The sequence below is a fragment of the Methylobacterium symbioticum genome (assembly GCF_902141845.1).
Lineage (GTDB): Bacteria > Pseudomonadota > Alphaproteobacteria > Rhizobiales > Beijerinckiaceae > Methylobacterium > Methylobacterium symbioticum.
Window position 1 is genome coordinate 1 of record NZ_CABFPH010000113.1, and the last position, 15,857, is coordinate 15,857.

13 protein-coding genes are annotated in these 15,857 nt (G+C 72.1%); 11 read left to right on the plus strand and 2 right to left on the minus strand.

Translation table 11 applies throughout. The features are described from left to right. Positions 1-236 precede the first annotated feature (236 nt). Positions 237-569, plus strand: a complete 333-nt coding sequence (locus MET9862_RS24485) for a four-helix bundle copper-binding protein (protein ID WP_142585592.1) — start codon at positions 237-239, stop codon at positions 567-569. Between the two features lie 439 nt (positions 570-1,008). Here the strand turns inward: MET9862_RS24485 and cueR are convergent, their stop codons facing one another. Together cueR and MET9862_RS24495 are read right to left on the minus strand one after the other, a co-directional pair. Next, on the minus strand, positions 1,009-1,452 hold the full coding sequence (gene cueR, locus MET9862_RS24490) for a Cu(I)-responsive transcriptional regulator (protein ID WP_012454420.1): 444 nt from the start codon (positions 1,450-1,452) through the stop codon (positions 1,009-1,011). A 130-nt stretch (positions 1,453-1,582) separates the two neighbouring features. After that, positions 1,583-4,099 carry a heavy metal translocating P-type ATPase gene (locus MET9862_RS24495; RefSeq protein ID WP_012454421.1) on the minus strand — a complete coding sequence of 839 codons (2,517 nt, stop codon included), beginning with the start codon at positions 4,097-4,099 and terminating at the stop codon, positions 1,583-1,585. Positions 4,100-4,300: 201 nt separating this feature from the next. Here MET9862_RS24495 and MET9862_RS24500 point away from each other — a divergent pair, with 201 nt between their 5' ends. The 10 genes from MET9862_RS24500 to MET9862_RS24545 all read left to right on the plus strand — a co-directional run. After that, positions 4,301-4,567, plus strand: coding sequence for a heavy-metal-associated domain-containing protein (locus MET9862_RS24500; RefSeq protein WP_012454422.1), 267 nt, complete (start codon positions 4,301-4,303; stop codon positions 4,565-4,567). A gap of 718 nt (positions 4,568-5,285) precedes the next feature. After that, positions 5,286-6,578 (plus strand): type II restriction enzyme NmeDI-related protein, encoded by a 1,293-nt coding sequence (locus MET9862_RS24505; RefSeq protein ID WP_012454423.1) that lies wholly within the window; start codon positions 5,286-5,288, stop codon positions 6,576-6,578. A gap of 346 nt (positions 6,579-6,924) precedes the next feature. Continuing rightward, positions 6,925-8,382, plus strand: a complete 1,458-nt coding sequence (locus MET9862_RS24510; protein ID WP_012454424.1) for a calcium-binding protein — start codon at positions 6,925-6,927, stop codon at positions 8,380-8,382. Between the two features lie 120 nt (positions 8,383-8,502). Continuing rightward, a complete protein-coding gene (locus MET9862_RS24515; RefSeq protein WP_142585596.1) occupies positions 8,503-10,347 on the plus strand; it encodes a type I secretion system permease/ATPase in 1,845 nt (614 codons plus the stop codon). Next, the gene (locus tag MET9862_RS24520) at positions 10,344-11,657 is read left to right on the plus strand and encodes an HlyD family type I secretion periplasmic adaptor subunit (protein ID WP_142585594.1); all 1,314 of its coding nucleotides are present in this window, start codon (positions 10,344-10,346) and stop codon (positions 11,655-11,657) included. The genes MET9862_RS24515 and MET9862_RS24520 overlap by 4 nt, the downstream gene beginning before the upstream one ends. A 113-nt stretch (positions 11,658-11,770) precedes the next feature. After that, positions 11,771-12,109, plus strand: coding sequence for an NADH-quinone oxidoreductase subunit A (locus MET9862_RS24525; RefSeq protein WP_012454427.1), 339 nt, complete (start codon positions 11,771-11,773; stop codon positions 12,107-12,109). Further along, entirely contained in the window at positions 12,100-13,005 is a 906-nt protein-coding gene (locus tag MET9862_RS24530; RefSeq protein WP_066919345.1) for a complex I subunit 1 family protein, read from the plus strand. The genes MET9862_RS24525 and MET9862_RS24530 overlap by 10 nt, the downstream gene beginning before the upstream one ends. Beyond that, positions 13,002-14,009: an NADH-quinone oxidoreductase subunit J family protein gene (locus MET9862_RS24535; RefSeq protein WP_066919343.1), complete on the plus strand. Its 1,008-nt coding sequence runs from the start codon at positions 13,002-13,004 to the stop codon at positions 14,007-14,009. The genes MET9862_RS24530 and MET9862_RS24535 overlap by 4 nt, the downstream gene beginning before the upstream one ends. Beyond that, on the plus strand, positions 14,006-14,317 hold the full coding sequence (nuoK, locus tag MET9862_RS24540; RefSeq protein WP_012454430.1) for an NADH-quinone oxidoreductase subunit NuoK: 312 nt from the start codon (positions 14,006-14,008) through the stop codon (positions 14,315-14,317). The genes MET9862_RS24535 and nuoK overlap by 4 nt, the downstream gene beginning before the upstream one ends. Then, the coding region (locus tag MET9862_RS24545) for an NADH-quinone oxidoreductase subunit 5 family protein (RefSeq protein WP_142585595.1) at positions 14,314-15,857 on the plus strand (1,544 nt) is incomplete at its 3' end. The genes nuoK and MET9862_RS24545, both read left to right, overlap by 4 nt.

Here is a 15,857-nt window from a genome sequence, read left to right on the forward strand (position 1 = left end):
TGCTCGACGACACCCTCACAGCAATTCCACCTCAGGCCGCCTGACCGATGGCCGCTCCAACTCCACCCCGAATTTCCACCTCATTGACGGACACGACCCCGAGCGACGGCCCGCAACCCGGAACCATACCCCAAAAGGGTATGTTGATTCATCGCGAGCCCCCGAGCTCCGCCTGAGCTTGCGGGCCGCTCCTCATAGTAAGGCTTGACCCCACCCCCAACAATGCGAGCCGCCAAATGCATCAGATGAGCCCGGACATGCAGTCCTGCATCGACGAGTGCCTGCGCTGCTATCAGACCTGCCTCGGCATGGCCTCGAACCACTGCCTCCCGGCCGGCGGCAAGCACGTCGAGCCCGAGCATTTCCGGCTGATGCTGGCCTGCGCCGAGATCTGCCGGACCTCGGCGCACTTCATGCTGCTCGGCACCGCGCACCACAAGCACACCTGCGCCGAGTGCGCCGACGTCTGCGAGGACTGCGCCCGCAGCTGCGAGCAGGTCGGCGACATGCAAGCCTGCGTCGAGCAGTGCCGCCGCTGCGCCGAGAGCTGCCGGAAGATGGCCGCCTGAACGCGGCGACCTCGCCGGTGCGGCGTTCGCGAGGGGGCCCAAGCCGCGCGCTCGCTGCCCTTCGTGCCGGCGCCGCGTCCGCCCCAGCGTGGCGGTGCCGCAGCCGGCATGGGTCACCCCGATGTCAGGCATGCCCGCCGCCGAGCGCGACGGGGCGAGCGCTGCCCGCCGCGCAGCGTCATCCACCGTGCCAGCCGGCCCCGCGGCGGCCGGCGCGCGCCGACCGATCCGCTTGGCGCACATGGCCTGAGAGGTCGAATCCCGTCAGACCTCACGCCGTCCCGACGGGCCCAAGCGGCGGCACCGCGTCTGGCTGCGCCGGGTTAGGGAGCGGCCGACGACAGGCCGGCCCCACGAGTGACGGGAGGCGAAGGCCACATCCCCGGTCGCTCGACCCCGTCGTCCGGCGGCTGCCGGCCTCGCCTGCGCGTCAATGCCGTCAGGCGTGTTCCGCGCGTCGCCGGCTATCGGGACGACCCGCGGGGGACCGGGGCGCGGTGCCGGCGAGGTCATCGAGGATCGGGCAATCCGGACGGTCGTCGCCCGAGCAATGCTCGGCGAGATGGCTGAGGGTCCGGACCATGGCCTGCATCTCGGCGATGCGCGCTTCGAGGTCGCGCACATGCCGCGTTGCCACGGCCTTCACCTCGGAACTGGCCCGCCGCTTGTCGTGCCAAAGGCCAAGCAGGGCGGCGACCTCGTCCAGGGGAAAGCCCAGGCTGCGGGCGCGCCGCACGAAGCGGAGCGCGTGCACGTCCTCGTCACCGTAGAGCCTGTAACCCGCCCCGGAGCGCGCCGCCGGCCGGATCAGGCCGATGCTTTCGTAGTAGCGGATCATCTTGGCCGAGACCCCCGAGGCCTTGGCCGCCTCACCGATGTTCATGGCTTTGCCCTCCGCTGGACGGGTGACCGGGGCCGGGCCTTCGCAACCGCCTCCGGGTCTAGGACGCGGCGCCGCCGCGGTCGAGCCCGCGCCGGCCGGGGCCGTCCCCGACCGTGGCCCGGGGCGGCGCCTAGGAAGCGGCAGCCTTCGTGGCCTGGAGCATCGGCGCGAACGCCCGCAAGCGGAGAGCGTTCAGGACGACGCTGACGCTGGAGAAGGCCATGGCGAGGCCGGCGAACAGCGGCGACATCAGGATGCCGAAGGCCGGATAGAGTGCACCGGCGGCGACCGGGATCAGCACGGCGTTGTAGGCGAAGGCCCAGAACAGGTTCTGGCGGATGTTGCGGATGGTCGCCCGCGACAGCGCGACGGCGTTCGCGACGTTCCGCAGGTCGCCGGACATCAGCACGACGTCCGCGCTTTCCACCGCGATGTCCGTTCCGGTGCCGATGGCCAACCCCACGTCGGCCTGCGCGAGCGCGGGGGCGTCGTTGATGCCGTCGCCGACGAAGGCCACGGGAACGGTCCCATCCACCTGAAGCCGGCGCACGACGTCGGCCTTGTCGGTCGGCAGCACCTCCGCCTCGACCGCGTCGATGCCGAGACGGCGCGCGACGGCCTCGGCGGTGCGACGGTTGTCGCCGGTGACCATCACCACCCGCGCATCGAGGCGCCGCAGGGCCGCGATGGCCTCGGGCGTGCTCTCCTTGATCGGGTCGGCGACCGCGACCAGGGCCGCCAGGACACCATCCACGGCAACGTACAGGGGGGTCCGACCGTCGTCGGCCAGCCGCTCGGCCGCGCCGGAAAGGGCGGAGAGGTCGAGGCCGCGCCGCCGCATGAGGCGGTCGGCGCCGGCCTCGACGCGGCGTCCCTCGACCATGGCGCGTGCCCCGAACCCGGGGATCGCCTCGAACCCGACGGCCTCCGCCAGTCGGACCCCGCGCCGCTGCGCGGCCGCGACGATGGCCGCCGCGACGGGATGTTCCGAGCGCGCCTCCATCGAGGCCAGGAGCCGCAGCACGGTGTCCTCGTCGAAGCCAGGCAGGACTGCGATGTCGGTCAGCTCGGGCGTGCCCTTGGTCAGCGTCCCGGTCTTGTCGAGCGCGATCACCCGGGCGTCCCGCAGCGCCTGGAGCGCCTCCCCGCGTCGGAACAGGATGCCGAACTCGGCCGCCTTGCCGGTTCCGACCATGATCGAGGTCGGCGTCGCGAGGCCCATCGCGCAGGGGCAGGCGATGATCAGCACCGCGACCGCGTTGGCGAGCGCGAAGGCCAGGGCGGGAGACGGGCCGAAGGCGAGCCAGATCCCGAGCGTGACGGCCGCGGCGCCGAGCACGGCGGGCACGAACCAAGTCGTCACCCGGTCGACGAGGGCCTGGATCGGCAGCTTCGACCCTTGCGCCGCCTCGACGGTGCGCACGATCTGCGCCAGCAACGTGTCGGACCCGACCTTGGTGGCCCGGAAGCGGAAGCTGCCGGTGCCGTTCACGGTGCCGCCGATGACCTCGTCGCCGGTTGCCTTGCGCGCGGGGACGGGCTCGCCGGTGACCATCGCCTCGTCGACGTAGGAGGCGCCGTCGAGCACGGTACCGTCGACGGGCAGGCGCTCGCCGGGCCGCACGGCGACGACGTCGCCGGGACGGACCCCCTCGACGTCGACCTCCGTCTCGACCCCGTCGCGCACGACCCGGGCCGTCCGCGCCTGGAGCGTCAGCAGGTGCCGGATCGCGTCGCTCGTGCGGCCCCTTGCCCTGGCCTCGAACCATCGTCCCAGCAGGATGAGCGTCACGATCACGGCGCCCGCCTCGAAGTAGGTGTAGGCCGTGCCGGCGGGCAGGAGCCAGGGCGCTAGCGCCGCGACGACCGAGAAGCCGTAGGCCGCGCTGGTCCCGAGCATCACCAGGCTGTTCATATCGGGCGCGCCGCGCAGGAGGGCCGGGATGCCCTTGGCGTAGAAGCGCAAGCCGGGCCCGAACTGGATGAGGCTGGCGAAGACGAGGGACAGGAGCGTGAGCATGCCCTGACCGAGGGTTCTCGTCAGAGCCTCGTGCAGGCTGCCGGAGAGGTGCGCGCTCATCTCGAAGACGAGCAGCGGTGCGGTGGCGAGCGCGGCCAGAAGCACCGAGCGGCGCAAAGCCGCAATCTCCGCCTCGCGCTCCGCCCGTTCGCGGTCGCCGGCCGCCGCGGCGTCGCGCACCGGCTCGGCCTCGTAGCCCGCCGCGGCGACCGCCGCGACGATGCGTTGGGCCATGCCGGCCCCGCCGAGGTGGCGCACCGACGCGCGCTGGGTGGCGAGGTTCACGGTGGCGTCACGAACGCCCGGGACGTGGCCGAGCGCCCGCTCGACACGGCCGACGCAGGACGCGCAGGTCATGCCGGAAACGCGCAGCTCCGTCACGACCTCGACGGGTTCGTAGCCCGCCCCGCGAACCGCGTCGGCGACCGCAATGTCGCTCGCGCCCGCAGCCAGGACGCCGCTGACGCGTCCGGTGGCGAGGTTCACGTTGGCCGCTTGCACCCCCACCACCGCGCGGACCGCCGTCTCGACGCGCCCTACGCACGAGGCGCAGCTCATTCCCCGGACCGGAAATTCGAACGTCGTCCCGTTCCGCCTGGCTCCTTCGGCAGTCGCTTGTGCGGCCATCCTCGTCTCCCTCGAACGTCGATGGCTCCCGAGATGGGGCTTCCTACAATGGGAAGGTCAAGGGGCCTTCGAGGCGGGCCTTCCGGTGCGGGCGATCTCGTGGTCCCGCAGAGAATGCGTTCGAATGCCAGGGATGGCCCTTGACCTTCCCACCATGGGAACGACCATTTGCGTGGGGATCCCAACCGAGGAGGTTCCCAAATGTGCTGCTGCACGAACAATCTCACCGCTCGCCCGGCTTCCGCTTCCGGTTCGGCGCGGCCCGACGCGGTCGTGCTGCGGGTCGACGGCATGACCTGCGGCCATTGCGTGCGGGCGGTCACCGCCGCCATCGCGCGCGATATGCCCGGCGCGGTGGCGAGCGTGGACTTGGCCACGAAGACGCTCACGGTCAGCGGGACGACGGACGCGGTCGCCGTCGCCAGGGCGGTCGTGTCGGCCGGCTATACGCCCGTACAGGCCGGGTGAGTCTCCTGGCCGAGCGCGACACGGCCGGTGCCGGGGCCGAGCGCCCCGGCTCCGGGGGCGCCGCGATGGGGCCGGTGACCCCGGCCTCGCCGCCCGCGACCTCGCTCGGCGCGCCCCTCACGCCCGGCGCCCCCGCACATTCCGAACCTGGATGCGCATCACCCGATCCGGGACCGCGTGGCCGGGTTCGGGGCCGTCGGACTGACGGCGTCACCCGGCCGGCCCCCCGACACGGGCCATGGGACCACCCACCTGGGAGACCGCTTCCCGGATCACGGGACCGCAACGGCGTGGTGGCTTCCGGTTCGACGCCTCATCGTTCACGGCGCGCCATCCCGCTTCCTGACGGCCACGCTGGGCTTCGGCGAAAGGTGTCCGCGGCCTGAGGACCGCTCGTCGATCCGGTACGAGAGCGGCCTATGATGGACCCTCCTGCGCGACCTGGGGCAGGGGGCGTTAACGGCACGGTCGAGGGATCGGGAGGGGTCCTCCCGATTGCGGGCGGACCCCGTTCACACGCCGTACGTCCTGGCCGAAGGCCGGATCGCGGCTTGGCAGGCCCTTCGGCCGCCTGCCGTGATGGCCGGCGCGCGGACGTTGCGCGGTTGCGACACCCTCCCAGGATCGCAAGAGACCGCGCCGGACCAAGCCGGATCTTGTGGTGCCGGATACCCGGCCGGGGCATAAGTCCCCTGCAGCGCGGCCGAGCCTTGGGGCGATGACGAACGTGGACGACGCCTGGGTCGGCAAGCTCATCCGGCACTGGCGCGAGGATGCCGGTGCTTCCTACCGCACTTGGTTCCTCTGGGACGAGCGCATCAAGAACTTCCGGTCGATCCGACGCGGCATCCAGGCGGTCGTCGACGAGGTCAAGGCCGACACCTTCGGCAACGCCTACCGGGGCTCCTCGCTGGAGACGGTGGTCCATTCCATCGCCGAGCAGCGCCAGGTCTTCAAAGGTGCCGACCACGCCTTCCTCTGGAAGCCGAAGCTGCGCATCCCTGACATCTACGAGGATCGCGCCAACCAGGTCGCGTTCGGGCGCTTCCTCGAAACCTGCCTCTGCTGCAACGCCGAGGCGCACGTGGTGTCCGCGATACAGGCGCTTGACCAGGCCCGCATCAAGGGCTTGGGGCCGGCCGCGGCCAACCTGCTCTATTTCCTGCACCCAACCTGGGTTCCGCCGTTCAACACGGCCATCGTGAAGGGCTACAACGCCCTGACGGGCGCCAACGTGAAGCTCGGCAAGTGGGACGAGTATCTCGCCATGCGGCGCGGCATCCTCGACCTCAACAAGACCCATCGCTCGCTCCTGTCGAACGACTTCGGTGCCGTCGCCGGCTTCCTCTTCGACGTGGGATCGGGTCGGTATCCGCTGCCGGAGCGCGACACCTCCGCCGCGCTGGAGCGCTGGCGCGAGAACCTCGAACGCGTGCGGGTGGAGGCGACCGGCGCCGCGTCGAAGGCGGAGCAGGCCGCCCGCGAAGCCGACCACACCCACACCGAGGTTCAGGGTTGGCTGCGCGACCTCGGCCTCGCGCTCGGCTTCGACGTCTGGATCGCCTCGAACGACGGCAACCGGCCCTACGGCGCGGGCCGGCTCTCCGACGGATGCCTGCAACGCCTGCCCGGGCGGCTGGCCGCGACCGCCTCGGCCGAGACCGTCCGCCTCATCGACGTGATCTGGATCGACAAGGCCAGCCAGGACCTGGCCGCAGCCTTCGAGGTCGAGCATACGACGAGCATCTACTCCGGCATCGTCCGCATGCTGGATCTGGCCCTCGGGGCCGAGGGCGGGACCGCCCGGAACTTCTTCCTCGTCGCTCCCGACAATCGGGAGGACGACGTCCGGGCACAGTTCGCCCGGCCAGCCTTCTCGCGGGTGGCCGAGCTAGATCTCCGCTACCTGCCCTACAGCGAGCTGCGCGGTCACCGCGAGAGCATCGCCCGTTTCGGGAGCGGCCTGAAAGGCGTGCTCGCCATCGCGCGTCCCGTCGGCCAGATCCGTTAGCGAGGCCGGCCCTGCCGACGGTCGACGACCGGCTTCGCGGCAACCGGCGCGGCCGGATGGCGGTCGGGCCCTGCCCTGGTGCCGGACTGCCGACCGGCCCTTACCTGGGCAGGGTACGCTCCCCGGAGCGCGCAGGCACGACCGGGCGCCGCCGCTACCGGTAACGACGCTTACCCCGGCCAACGGCGCGGACGCTGCGGCAATGCGTCCCGAATTGCTTGGAGACTGGAAACCACGAGCCCGCAAGCGCGGTTTCGGTCATGTGTACCCCATGGGGGTACAGACCGAGGTGCCCGCCTCCGGCCCGGCCCGTCGGCTTCCCTCCATCGGCACAAGGACCCGCCAGATGACGCACAAACCGCAGCATCGGAGCTCCCTCGACGGTGAGCTGGACACCCCGCTGAGCTTCGGCGAGCACCGCTTGTTCATCGGTGGATCGGGCTCGGACATCCAGCCGGGGACGGAACGGCTGGACACCGCCTTCGGGCGCGGCGGCGCCGACTACCTGGCGGGCCGCGGCGAGAACGACGACCTGCTCGGGGGCAACGGTCGCGACGTCCTGGTCGGCAACGGCGGCATGGACCACCTCGACGGCGGCAGGGGGGCCGACGTGCTCGTCGGCGGCGACGCGGCCGACGGCCTCCGGGGAGAGGACGGGCGCGACTACCTCGACGAAGGGGTCGGCCACGGCGACCTTGAGGGCGGGGCCGGCGACGACATCCTGGTGGGCGGGCCCGGCGGCGACGCCTTCGTCATCAGCCCCGACAGCGGCGACGACGTGATCCGGGACTTCCAGGGCGGCCCGGGCATCCTCGACCACTTGGCGGTGCGCGGCCTTAACGCCGAGGACCTGCGTTTCGAGGACACCGACGCGGGCGTGCGGATCAGCTGGGACGTCGCCGAAGGCCGGGGCTCGGTCCTGCTGGAAGGCTTCGACAAGTCGCGACTCGCCCAGGACGACTTCATGTTCACGGACGACCGCCAGGTCATCCGCCCCACAGGCGCCGACGCGGAGACCGTCACCGCCGACAAGTTCATCAAGGACGAAGGCGGCAACCTGTCCGCCCCCGGCATGGGCAGCGAGACGACCGCCGAGGACGTCTTCCGCTTCGACGAGTTCAACGTGAAGGTCGGCACGGCGGGCCGAGACATCTTCGCGGGTACGGGCGACCGCGACTTCTACTATGGTCAGGATGGCGCCGACCGTCTTTCCGGCGGCGCGGGGGACGATGACCTATCCGGTGATGCCGGGCGCGACGTCCTCGACGGCGGCGCGGGGCAGGACCACCTCATGGGCGGCCGCGGCGCCGATCAGCTCTACGGCGGGGACCAGGCCGACAACCTGATGGGCGAGGATGGCAACGACGTGCTCTACGCCGGGGCCGGCCACGACATGCTGGACGGCGGCCGGGGCGACGACGTGCTGAACGGCGGCGACGGGGCGGACGCCTTCATCGTGGGGCCGGACACCGGCAACGACATCGTTTCGGGCGGCTTCGATGCGGGCCCCGGCGCATTCGACCACATCGCCTTCCGCGACATCACGCCGGACGAGGTGACGGTCGCCGACGTCTCGGGCGGCGTCCTGGTGAGCTGGCAGACGGGTCAGGGAGACGGCTCGATCCTCCTCCAGGGCCTGACGAGGAGCCAGATGGCCCAGGACGACTTCATGTGGAACGCCGACGACGCGACGCGGGGCGCCTTCGTTAACGACCCGGCGATCACCGGCGACGGCTCCAGGCTGATCTTCCAGGAGACCGCAAAGGCCTCCGCCAGCCCGGAGCACGACTACATGCTCGCCTGACCGGGTGCGGCCCCGCGCCAATCCGCGGGGCCGAGCGGCCGGGCGCTTCGCGCTGCCCGGCCGGCACCTGAAGGCCGCCGCGCCCTCGCGCGCGAGTCCCGTCGCATGAGGCAGAACGACATGCAGCCAACCGCGCTCGCGAACAACGCCGCGGCGGCTAAGGATGACGAACCGTCTTTCACGACGGCCGAGGTGCGTCCCGGCATCGGGGGCGCGCTCCTCGGCGTCGGCTTGCTGAGCGCCCTGGTGAACCTGCTCTATCTCACCGGCTCGCTGTTCATGCTGGAGGTGTACGACCGGGTGCTGCCGAGCCGCAGCGTGCCCACGCTGCTCGGGCTCGCCGCCATCGTTCTCGTCCTCTACGGCTTCCAGGGCCTGTTCGACGTGTTGCGCAACCGCCTCCTCGTCCGGATCGGCGCGTCCGTGGACCGGGCGTTCGGGCGCCGCACCTACGACGCCGTGGTGCAGGCCCCGCTCGTCGCCTCGCGTCACGGCGACGGACTGCAGCCGCTGCGCGACCTCGACCAGGTTCGCACCTTCCTGTCGAGCCCGGGGCCGGCCGCCCTGTTCGACCTGCCCTGGATCCCCCTCTACCTGCTGCTCTGCTTCGCCTTCCACCCCTGGATCGGCGCGGCGGTGCTGGGGGGTGCGCTGCTTCTCGTCTCCATCACCCTCGTCACGGACCTCCTGACCCGCCGTCCGTCGCGGGCAGCGGCCGCAGCGGCCGGACAGCGCTACACCCTGGCAGAGGCCGGCCGGCGCAATGCCGAGGTTCTGCGGGCAATGGGTATGGCCCCGCGCACGGGCGACATCTGGGCCGAGGCGAGCGAGCGCAACCTCGTGGCCCAGCGGCGCATATCGGACGTCGCCGGCGGGTTCGGGGCCCTGGCCAAGGTGCTGCGCCTTACCCTGCAATCCCTGGTGCTCGGCGTCGGCGCCTACCTCGTGATCGCGGGCGAGGCGACGGGCGGCATCATGATCGCGAGCTCGATCCTGGTCGCCCGGGCCCTGGCCCCGGTGGAGCTGGCGGTGGCGCACTGGAAATCGCTCGTGGCGGCCCGGCAGGGCTGGGGGCGCCTCAAGGCCTTCCTCGCCTCGTTCCCGAGCGAGCGGTTGAGCGTCGCCCTGCCGCCCCCCTGCGAGAGCGTCCGGGTCGAGGCCGTGACGGTCACGGCCCCCGGGCTCGAACATGCCCTCGTCGAAGACGCCACCTTCTCGCTGCGGGCCGGCGAGGGGCTCGGCGTCATCGGTGCCAGCGGCTCCGGCAAGTCCTCGCTCATCCGTGCCCTGGTCGGGATCTGGGCGCCGCTCCGCGGCTGCGTCCGGCTCGACGGCGCCACCCTCGACCAGTGGCCGCCGGAGGTGCTGGGCCGGCACATCGGCTACCTGCCGCAGGACGTCGAACTCTTCGCCGGCACGGTGGCGCAGAACATCGCGCGCTTCGACCCGGACGCGCCCTCCGAGGCCATCGTCGCCGCCGCACGCGCCGCCGGCGTCCACGACCTGGTGTGCTCCTTGCCGAGGGGCTACGACACGCCCATCGGCGAAGGCGGGGCCGCCCTGTCGGGAGGGCAGCGCCAGCGCATCGCGCTGGCGCGCGCCCTCTACGGCGAGCCGTTCGTCGTCGTCCTCGACGAGCCGAACTCCAACCTCGACGCGGAGGGCGAGGACGCCCTGAACCGCGCGATTCGGGACGTGCGCGCCCGCGGCGGCACCGTGATCATCGTAGCCCACCGCCCGAGCGCCCTCGCGGCGGTCAATCGCGTGCTGTTCATGGCGGACGGCCGGGTCCGCGCCTTCGGGCCCAAGGATGAGGTCCTGTCCGCCCTGAAGCGCCCGGCCGCGGCCGCGAGCGCCCGGCTGCCTCGGGTCGAGGGCAAGGAGCGCCCGCCATCCGAGAGACCGGTGCCGCTGCGCGTGGTCGCCGACGCCGAAGGGGCCCTGTCAGAAGGAGCGCGGGCATGAGCGCGCAGCGCCCTTGGGACATCCGCCGCTCCGTCCGGCGCCACCTCGTCCTGAGCCTGGCGGCCGCCGCCCTGCTCACCGTCGGCCTCGGGGGGTGGGCGGCCACCACCGAGCTCGCCGGCGCTGTCGTGGCACCGGGGACGCTCGTCGTCGATTCCTTCGTCAAGAAGGTGCAGCACCCCACCGGAGGCGTGGTGGGCGAGTTGCGGGTCCGGGACGGCGACCTCGTGCGCGCCGGCCAGGTCGTCATGCGGCTGGACGAGACCGTGACCCGCGCCAACCTCGCCGTCGTCGACAAGAGCCTGGCCGAGCTGACCGCGCGCCAGGGCCGCCTGGAGGCGGAACGCGACGGCGTCCCCCGGGTCTCGTTCGCGGCCGTCCTCCGGGGCCGCGCCCAAGGCGACCCGGAGGCGGGGAGGGTGATGGCAGGCGAGACCCGGCTGTTCGAGCTGCGCCGGGACGCCCGCGCGGGCCAGAAGGCGCAGCTGAAGGAGAGGACCGGCCAGCTCCGGGAGGAGATCCAGGGCCTGACGGGCCAGATCGCCGGCAAGCGGCGCGAGACCGAGTTGATCAACCGCGAGCTCGAAGGCGTGCGCGACCTCTGGCGCAAGAACCTGGTCCCCATCCAGCGCGTGACCGCCCTGGAGCGCGACGCCGCCCGCCTGGAGGGCGAGCACGGGCAGCTCGTCGCCTCCGTCGCGCAGGCGAAGGGAAAGATCTCCGAGACCGAGCTCCAGGTGATCCAGGTCGACCAGGACCTGCGCAGCGAGGTGGCGAAGGAGTTGAGCGAGGTGCAGGCCAAGATCGCCGAGCTCGTCGAGAAGCGGGTCGCGGCCGAGGACCAGCTCAAGCGCATCGACATCCGGGCCCCGCAGGACGGCATGGTCCACCAACTCGCCGTCCACACCATCGGCGGGGTGGTCAGCCCGGGCGAACCCATCATGCTGATCGTCCCGAGGGCGGACACGCTCGTGATCGAGGCGAAGGTCGCCCCGAAGGACATCGACCAGGTCCGGCTCGGACAAAAGGCCGTGCTGCGCCTGACCGCGTTCAACCAGCGGACCACCCCGGAGATCGAGGGCACGGTCAGCCTCGTCGCCGCCGACCAGATCACGGACGAGAAGACGGGCACGAGCTTCTTCAAGGTCCACGTCAAGCCGGAACCGGACCACGTCGCGCGGCTCAAGGGGATCAAGCTCGTGCCGGGCATGCCGGCCGAGGTTTTCATCCAGACGGGCGAGCGGACGGTGCTCTCCTACCTGACGAAGCCCCTCAACGATCAGGTCCGGCGGGCGTTCAAGGAAGATTGAGGAAGGCCGGGGCGTATCCCGCCGTCGCGACATCGGTTCCAGGCGCAGGGGCGGTGCGGTCCCGTGGCCCGGGCCTGGCGAGCGAAGCCCGTCGAGGGAGGGGAGGAGCAAGGATGGAACCGCTGCCGGGGTCGACCGTGAGCGACTACGCGTTCGTGGCGCTGGTGCTGCTGATGACCGCCGGCCTCGCGCTGCTGGCCGCGGCGGCATTCGCGCGGGTCCCGAGGCGGACGAGCCGTGCACCCCAGGCCTGGGCGCAGTTCCGCTTCGGTTACGCCGTATACGCGCTGATCTTCCTCGCCTTCGATATGGAGATGATCTTCATGTATCCCTGGGCGGTCGTCTTCGCCGATATCGGCGTGACCGCGTTCCTGGACATGCTGGTGTTCATCGCGCTCCTCTCGGCGGGCATCGCCTACGCCTGGGGCATGGGCGGCCTGCGATGGGAGTAGTGGCGAGCGCCGCGGCGGTGCTGGCTGCGCTCCTCGGAGGCGCCGCCCTGACCCTTGCGGTCGAGCGCCTCTTCTCGCGGCGGGGCCTGGAGGCCGGGCCGGCGCGCGACGTCGACCTCAGGCGCGGCCTGGACCTGCCCAACGCCGACCGCTGGCTGCTGCCGGCCGGGCCGGCGGTGGCGCTTGGCGGGGTCGCACTTGCCATGGTGGTCATCCCGTTCGGGCCGGGTCTGATCGGCCGGGATCTCGGCGTCGGCCTCTTCTACGTCATCGTCGTCGTCGACTTCGTCGTACTTGGCCTGGCGCTCGCCGGCTGGGGCGCGAACACGCCCGACGCCGTGGAGGCCTGCTACCGCATCGTGGCCCAACTCGTCGCCTACGTGGTGCCGCTCGGCCTGGCCTATGTCGGCGTGGTCATGATGGCACGCTCCTTGTCGACGGTCGCCGTCGTCGAGGCGCAGCGAGACCTGTGGTTCGTCGTCCTGCAGCCCACGGGCTTCCTCCTCTACCTCGTCACCGGGCTGATGCAGTCCTACCGCGCTCCGTTCCTGGAGCCGTTCGCCGGATCCATCGGCGGCGGCGTGCTCGGCGCGGCCGGGGGCTGGTCCGGCCTCCTGTGGCGGGTCGCCCTCGCCGGCGTGCTCCTCGTCGTCGCGGCGGTCGGGGCGGTGCTCTACCTCGGGGGGCCGTCCGGGCCGTGGCTGCCGGGCTGGGCCTGGATGCTGGCCAAGACCTACGCCCTGATGGCGCTGATGCTGGGGCTCGGACGCTGCGTCCGGCCGTTCTCGACGGCCGGGATGCTGGCGCTGTCCTGGAAGGTCCTGATCCCGGCGGGTCTCGTCAACGTGCTCCTCGTCGGCGGCCTGATCCTTCTCGGCGTGGGACCACGGGCATGACCGCCGCCTTCGAGCTCACCGCCTTTTTGGTCTGCGCCTTCGTCGCGGTCGCGGGCGCGCTCGGCATGACCACGACCATGAGCATGTTCCGCTCGGGCATCTTCCTGATGGCCTCCTTCATCGGGGTCGCCGGCCTGTTCATCCTGCTGTCCGCCGACCTGATCGGGCTGCTCCAGGTCATGATGTACATCGGCGGCTTCCTCGTCATGATCCTGTTCATGGTGCTGGTCATGCACGACCCGGGCGGGGCGATGATGGCCGGCATGGACATGGCCCCGCTGGAGCGCTGGTTCAGCAAGGGGCTCGTCCCGCGCCAGCCCGCGGAGGTCGGGCAGGACGGCCACCGGCAGGGCGAAGCCGGCGACCAAGCCGCCGCCACCGGACACCACGAGGGCCACTCCGGCGGCCACCGGCCCCGGCACGGCGGCGCGGCGAGCGGCGACCACGCCCACGCGCACGACGGGGCGGCGAAAGCCATGCCGCACGAGGCCCAGGGCGGGCACGGCGAGCGCGCGGCCCACCAACACGGACAGGCTTCCCACGGGCACGACCACGCGCACGGGGGCGGTCATGGCGGCATGGACATGGGTGGCATGGACATGTCGATGGTGACGCCCGTGCGCCCCGTCGCGGCCTGGCTCGCCCTCTGCGTCGGGGCCGTGCTCGTCGGGATGCTGGTCTTGCGGCCGGCCTGGCCGGCGATGCCCGAGGCGGTGCCGGACGCGGACTCGGCACGCCGGGTCGGGCATCTCCTCATGGAGAAGTACATGGTCGCCTTCGAGGGAGCCGGCTTCCTGATCCTGATCGGCATCTTCGGCGCCGTGCTGCTCGCCCGGCCCTCGGCCTACCCGGACGACGCCTCGCGCGCCGCCAAGGTCGCTGTCGACGCCAAGCCCGAGCCGATCCGGAACGACCGCCTCGCGCCGCTCGCGACCCCGGATCGGGTGGCGGAGCGCCCGGACGAGCAAGAGGCCCACCACCGGAACGGGGGACATATCGGATGACGGTACCGCTGACCGCCTACCTCGTCGTCGGCGCGCTTCTGTTCGCCATCGGCCTCTACACCGTGGTCGCCCAGCGCTCGGCGGTCATGATCCTGATGGGCGTCGAAGTGCTCCTCAACGCCATCGGCCTGAACGTCGTCGCGTTCTGGCGGTTCACCGCGCCGGGCGACTATTCCGCGCAGATCCTCGCCATCCTGGTCGTCACGGTGGGCGCCGTCGAGATGGCCATCGGGCTCGCCCTCGTCCTGCTGCTGTACCGGCAGCGCCGGACGTCCGAGGTCGACGCCTACGCCGACCTGAAGCGATGACCGTCCTGCTCGCCATCCCGCTCCTGCCGCTCCTCGCGGCCACGGCCGCCCTCGGCATCGGTCGCCGCCTGCCCTGGGGCGGCGGGGAGCTCGTCGTGGGCGCCGTCGCCCTGTCGCTCGCCAGCCTCGCGTCGTTGCCGTCCGATGCCGCCCTGTCGGCGACCTGGTTCGAGAGCGGCGGCTATCGGCTGACCGTCGGGCTCGCGGCGACGCCGCTCACGTGGTTCGTCGCGGCGGTGGTCGCGGGCGTCGCGTTCTGCGTCGGCCTCTACAGCCTCGGGTACATGGCCGGAAGGGACGACCGGCCCCGCTTCTTCGCCGAGCTCGGCCTGTTCGTCGGCGCCATGCTGGCGCTCGTGCTGTCGAACTCCCTCGCGCTCCTGTTCGCGGCCTGGGAACTGGTCGGGCTCGCCTCGTTCCTCCTGATCGGCTTCGACCATGCGGAGCCTGGCGCCGCCGAGGCCGCCGCCAAGGCGTTCCTGATGACCCGGATCGGCGACGTGGGCCTCCTGCTGGGCTGGCTCCTGGCGCTCGCCGCCGTAGGGACCACGGACGTCGACGTCCTCGTCGGTGCCGTCGAGGGGGGCCGGATCGCCCCCGGCACGGTCACCGCCATGGCGCTCCTCATGCTGGCCGGCGCGGTCGGCAAGAGCGCCCAGCTACCGCTTTCCGGCTGGCTCCCCGACGCGATGGTCGGGCCGACCCCGGTCTCGGCCCTGCTGCACTCCGCCACGATGGTGGCCGCCGGCGTGTTCCTCGTGCTGCGCCTGTACCCGGTTTTCGCGGCGTCGCCCGTCGCGCTCGACACCCTCTTCTGGGTCGGGGCCGCGACGGCGCTCGCCGCCGGCCTCATCGCGACCGCCGAGGCGGACCTGAAGCGGGTGCTCGCCTGGTCCACCTGCTCGCAGCTCGGCGAGATGATGGTGGCCCTCGGCCTGGGCGGCCCGCGCGCGGCCGCCTTCCACCTCGCGGCGCACGCCGCCTTCAAATCGACCCTGTTCCTCGCCGCGGGCATCGTGCAGGAACGGGCGGGCACGCGCGCCCTCGGTCGGCTCGGCGGACTCGCTCGCGCGCTGCCGTTCGCCGGCGCCGCCTTTCTGGTCGCGGCCCTGTCGTTGGCCGGCGTGCCGCCCCTGTCAGGGTTCCTGAGCGAGGAGGCAATCCTCGCGGTCGCGTCGCGGCATGGCCCGGGGACTGGGTCCCTGGTCGTCCTGCTCGTCCTCCTCGGCGGGATTTACATCGGGCGTGCGGGGGCCGCGACCTTCCTCGGGGGGCGCCGCGGCACGGTCGGCCCGCGCAAGCCCCGCTGGGCGATGCGGACCGGCATGGGTTTGCTCGCGCTCGCCGCCGCCGGCCTCGGTTGGCTGTTGGCCGGGCGGTTCGGCGCCGCTCTGCCCTTCGCCGCCGCGCCCGAGACGGAGGCCGGGTGGCGCAGTCTCGGCCTCGCCGCCGGAATCCTCGGGCTCGGTCTCGGCGCGGCGAGGGGGTGGAGCGGTGCGCCCGCGCTCGGCGCGCTCCCCGCGCGGCTCGCCTCCGGGCT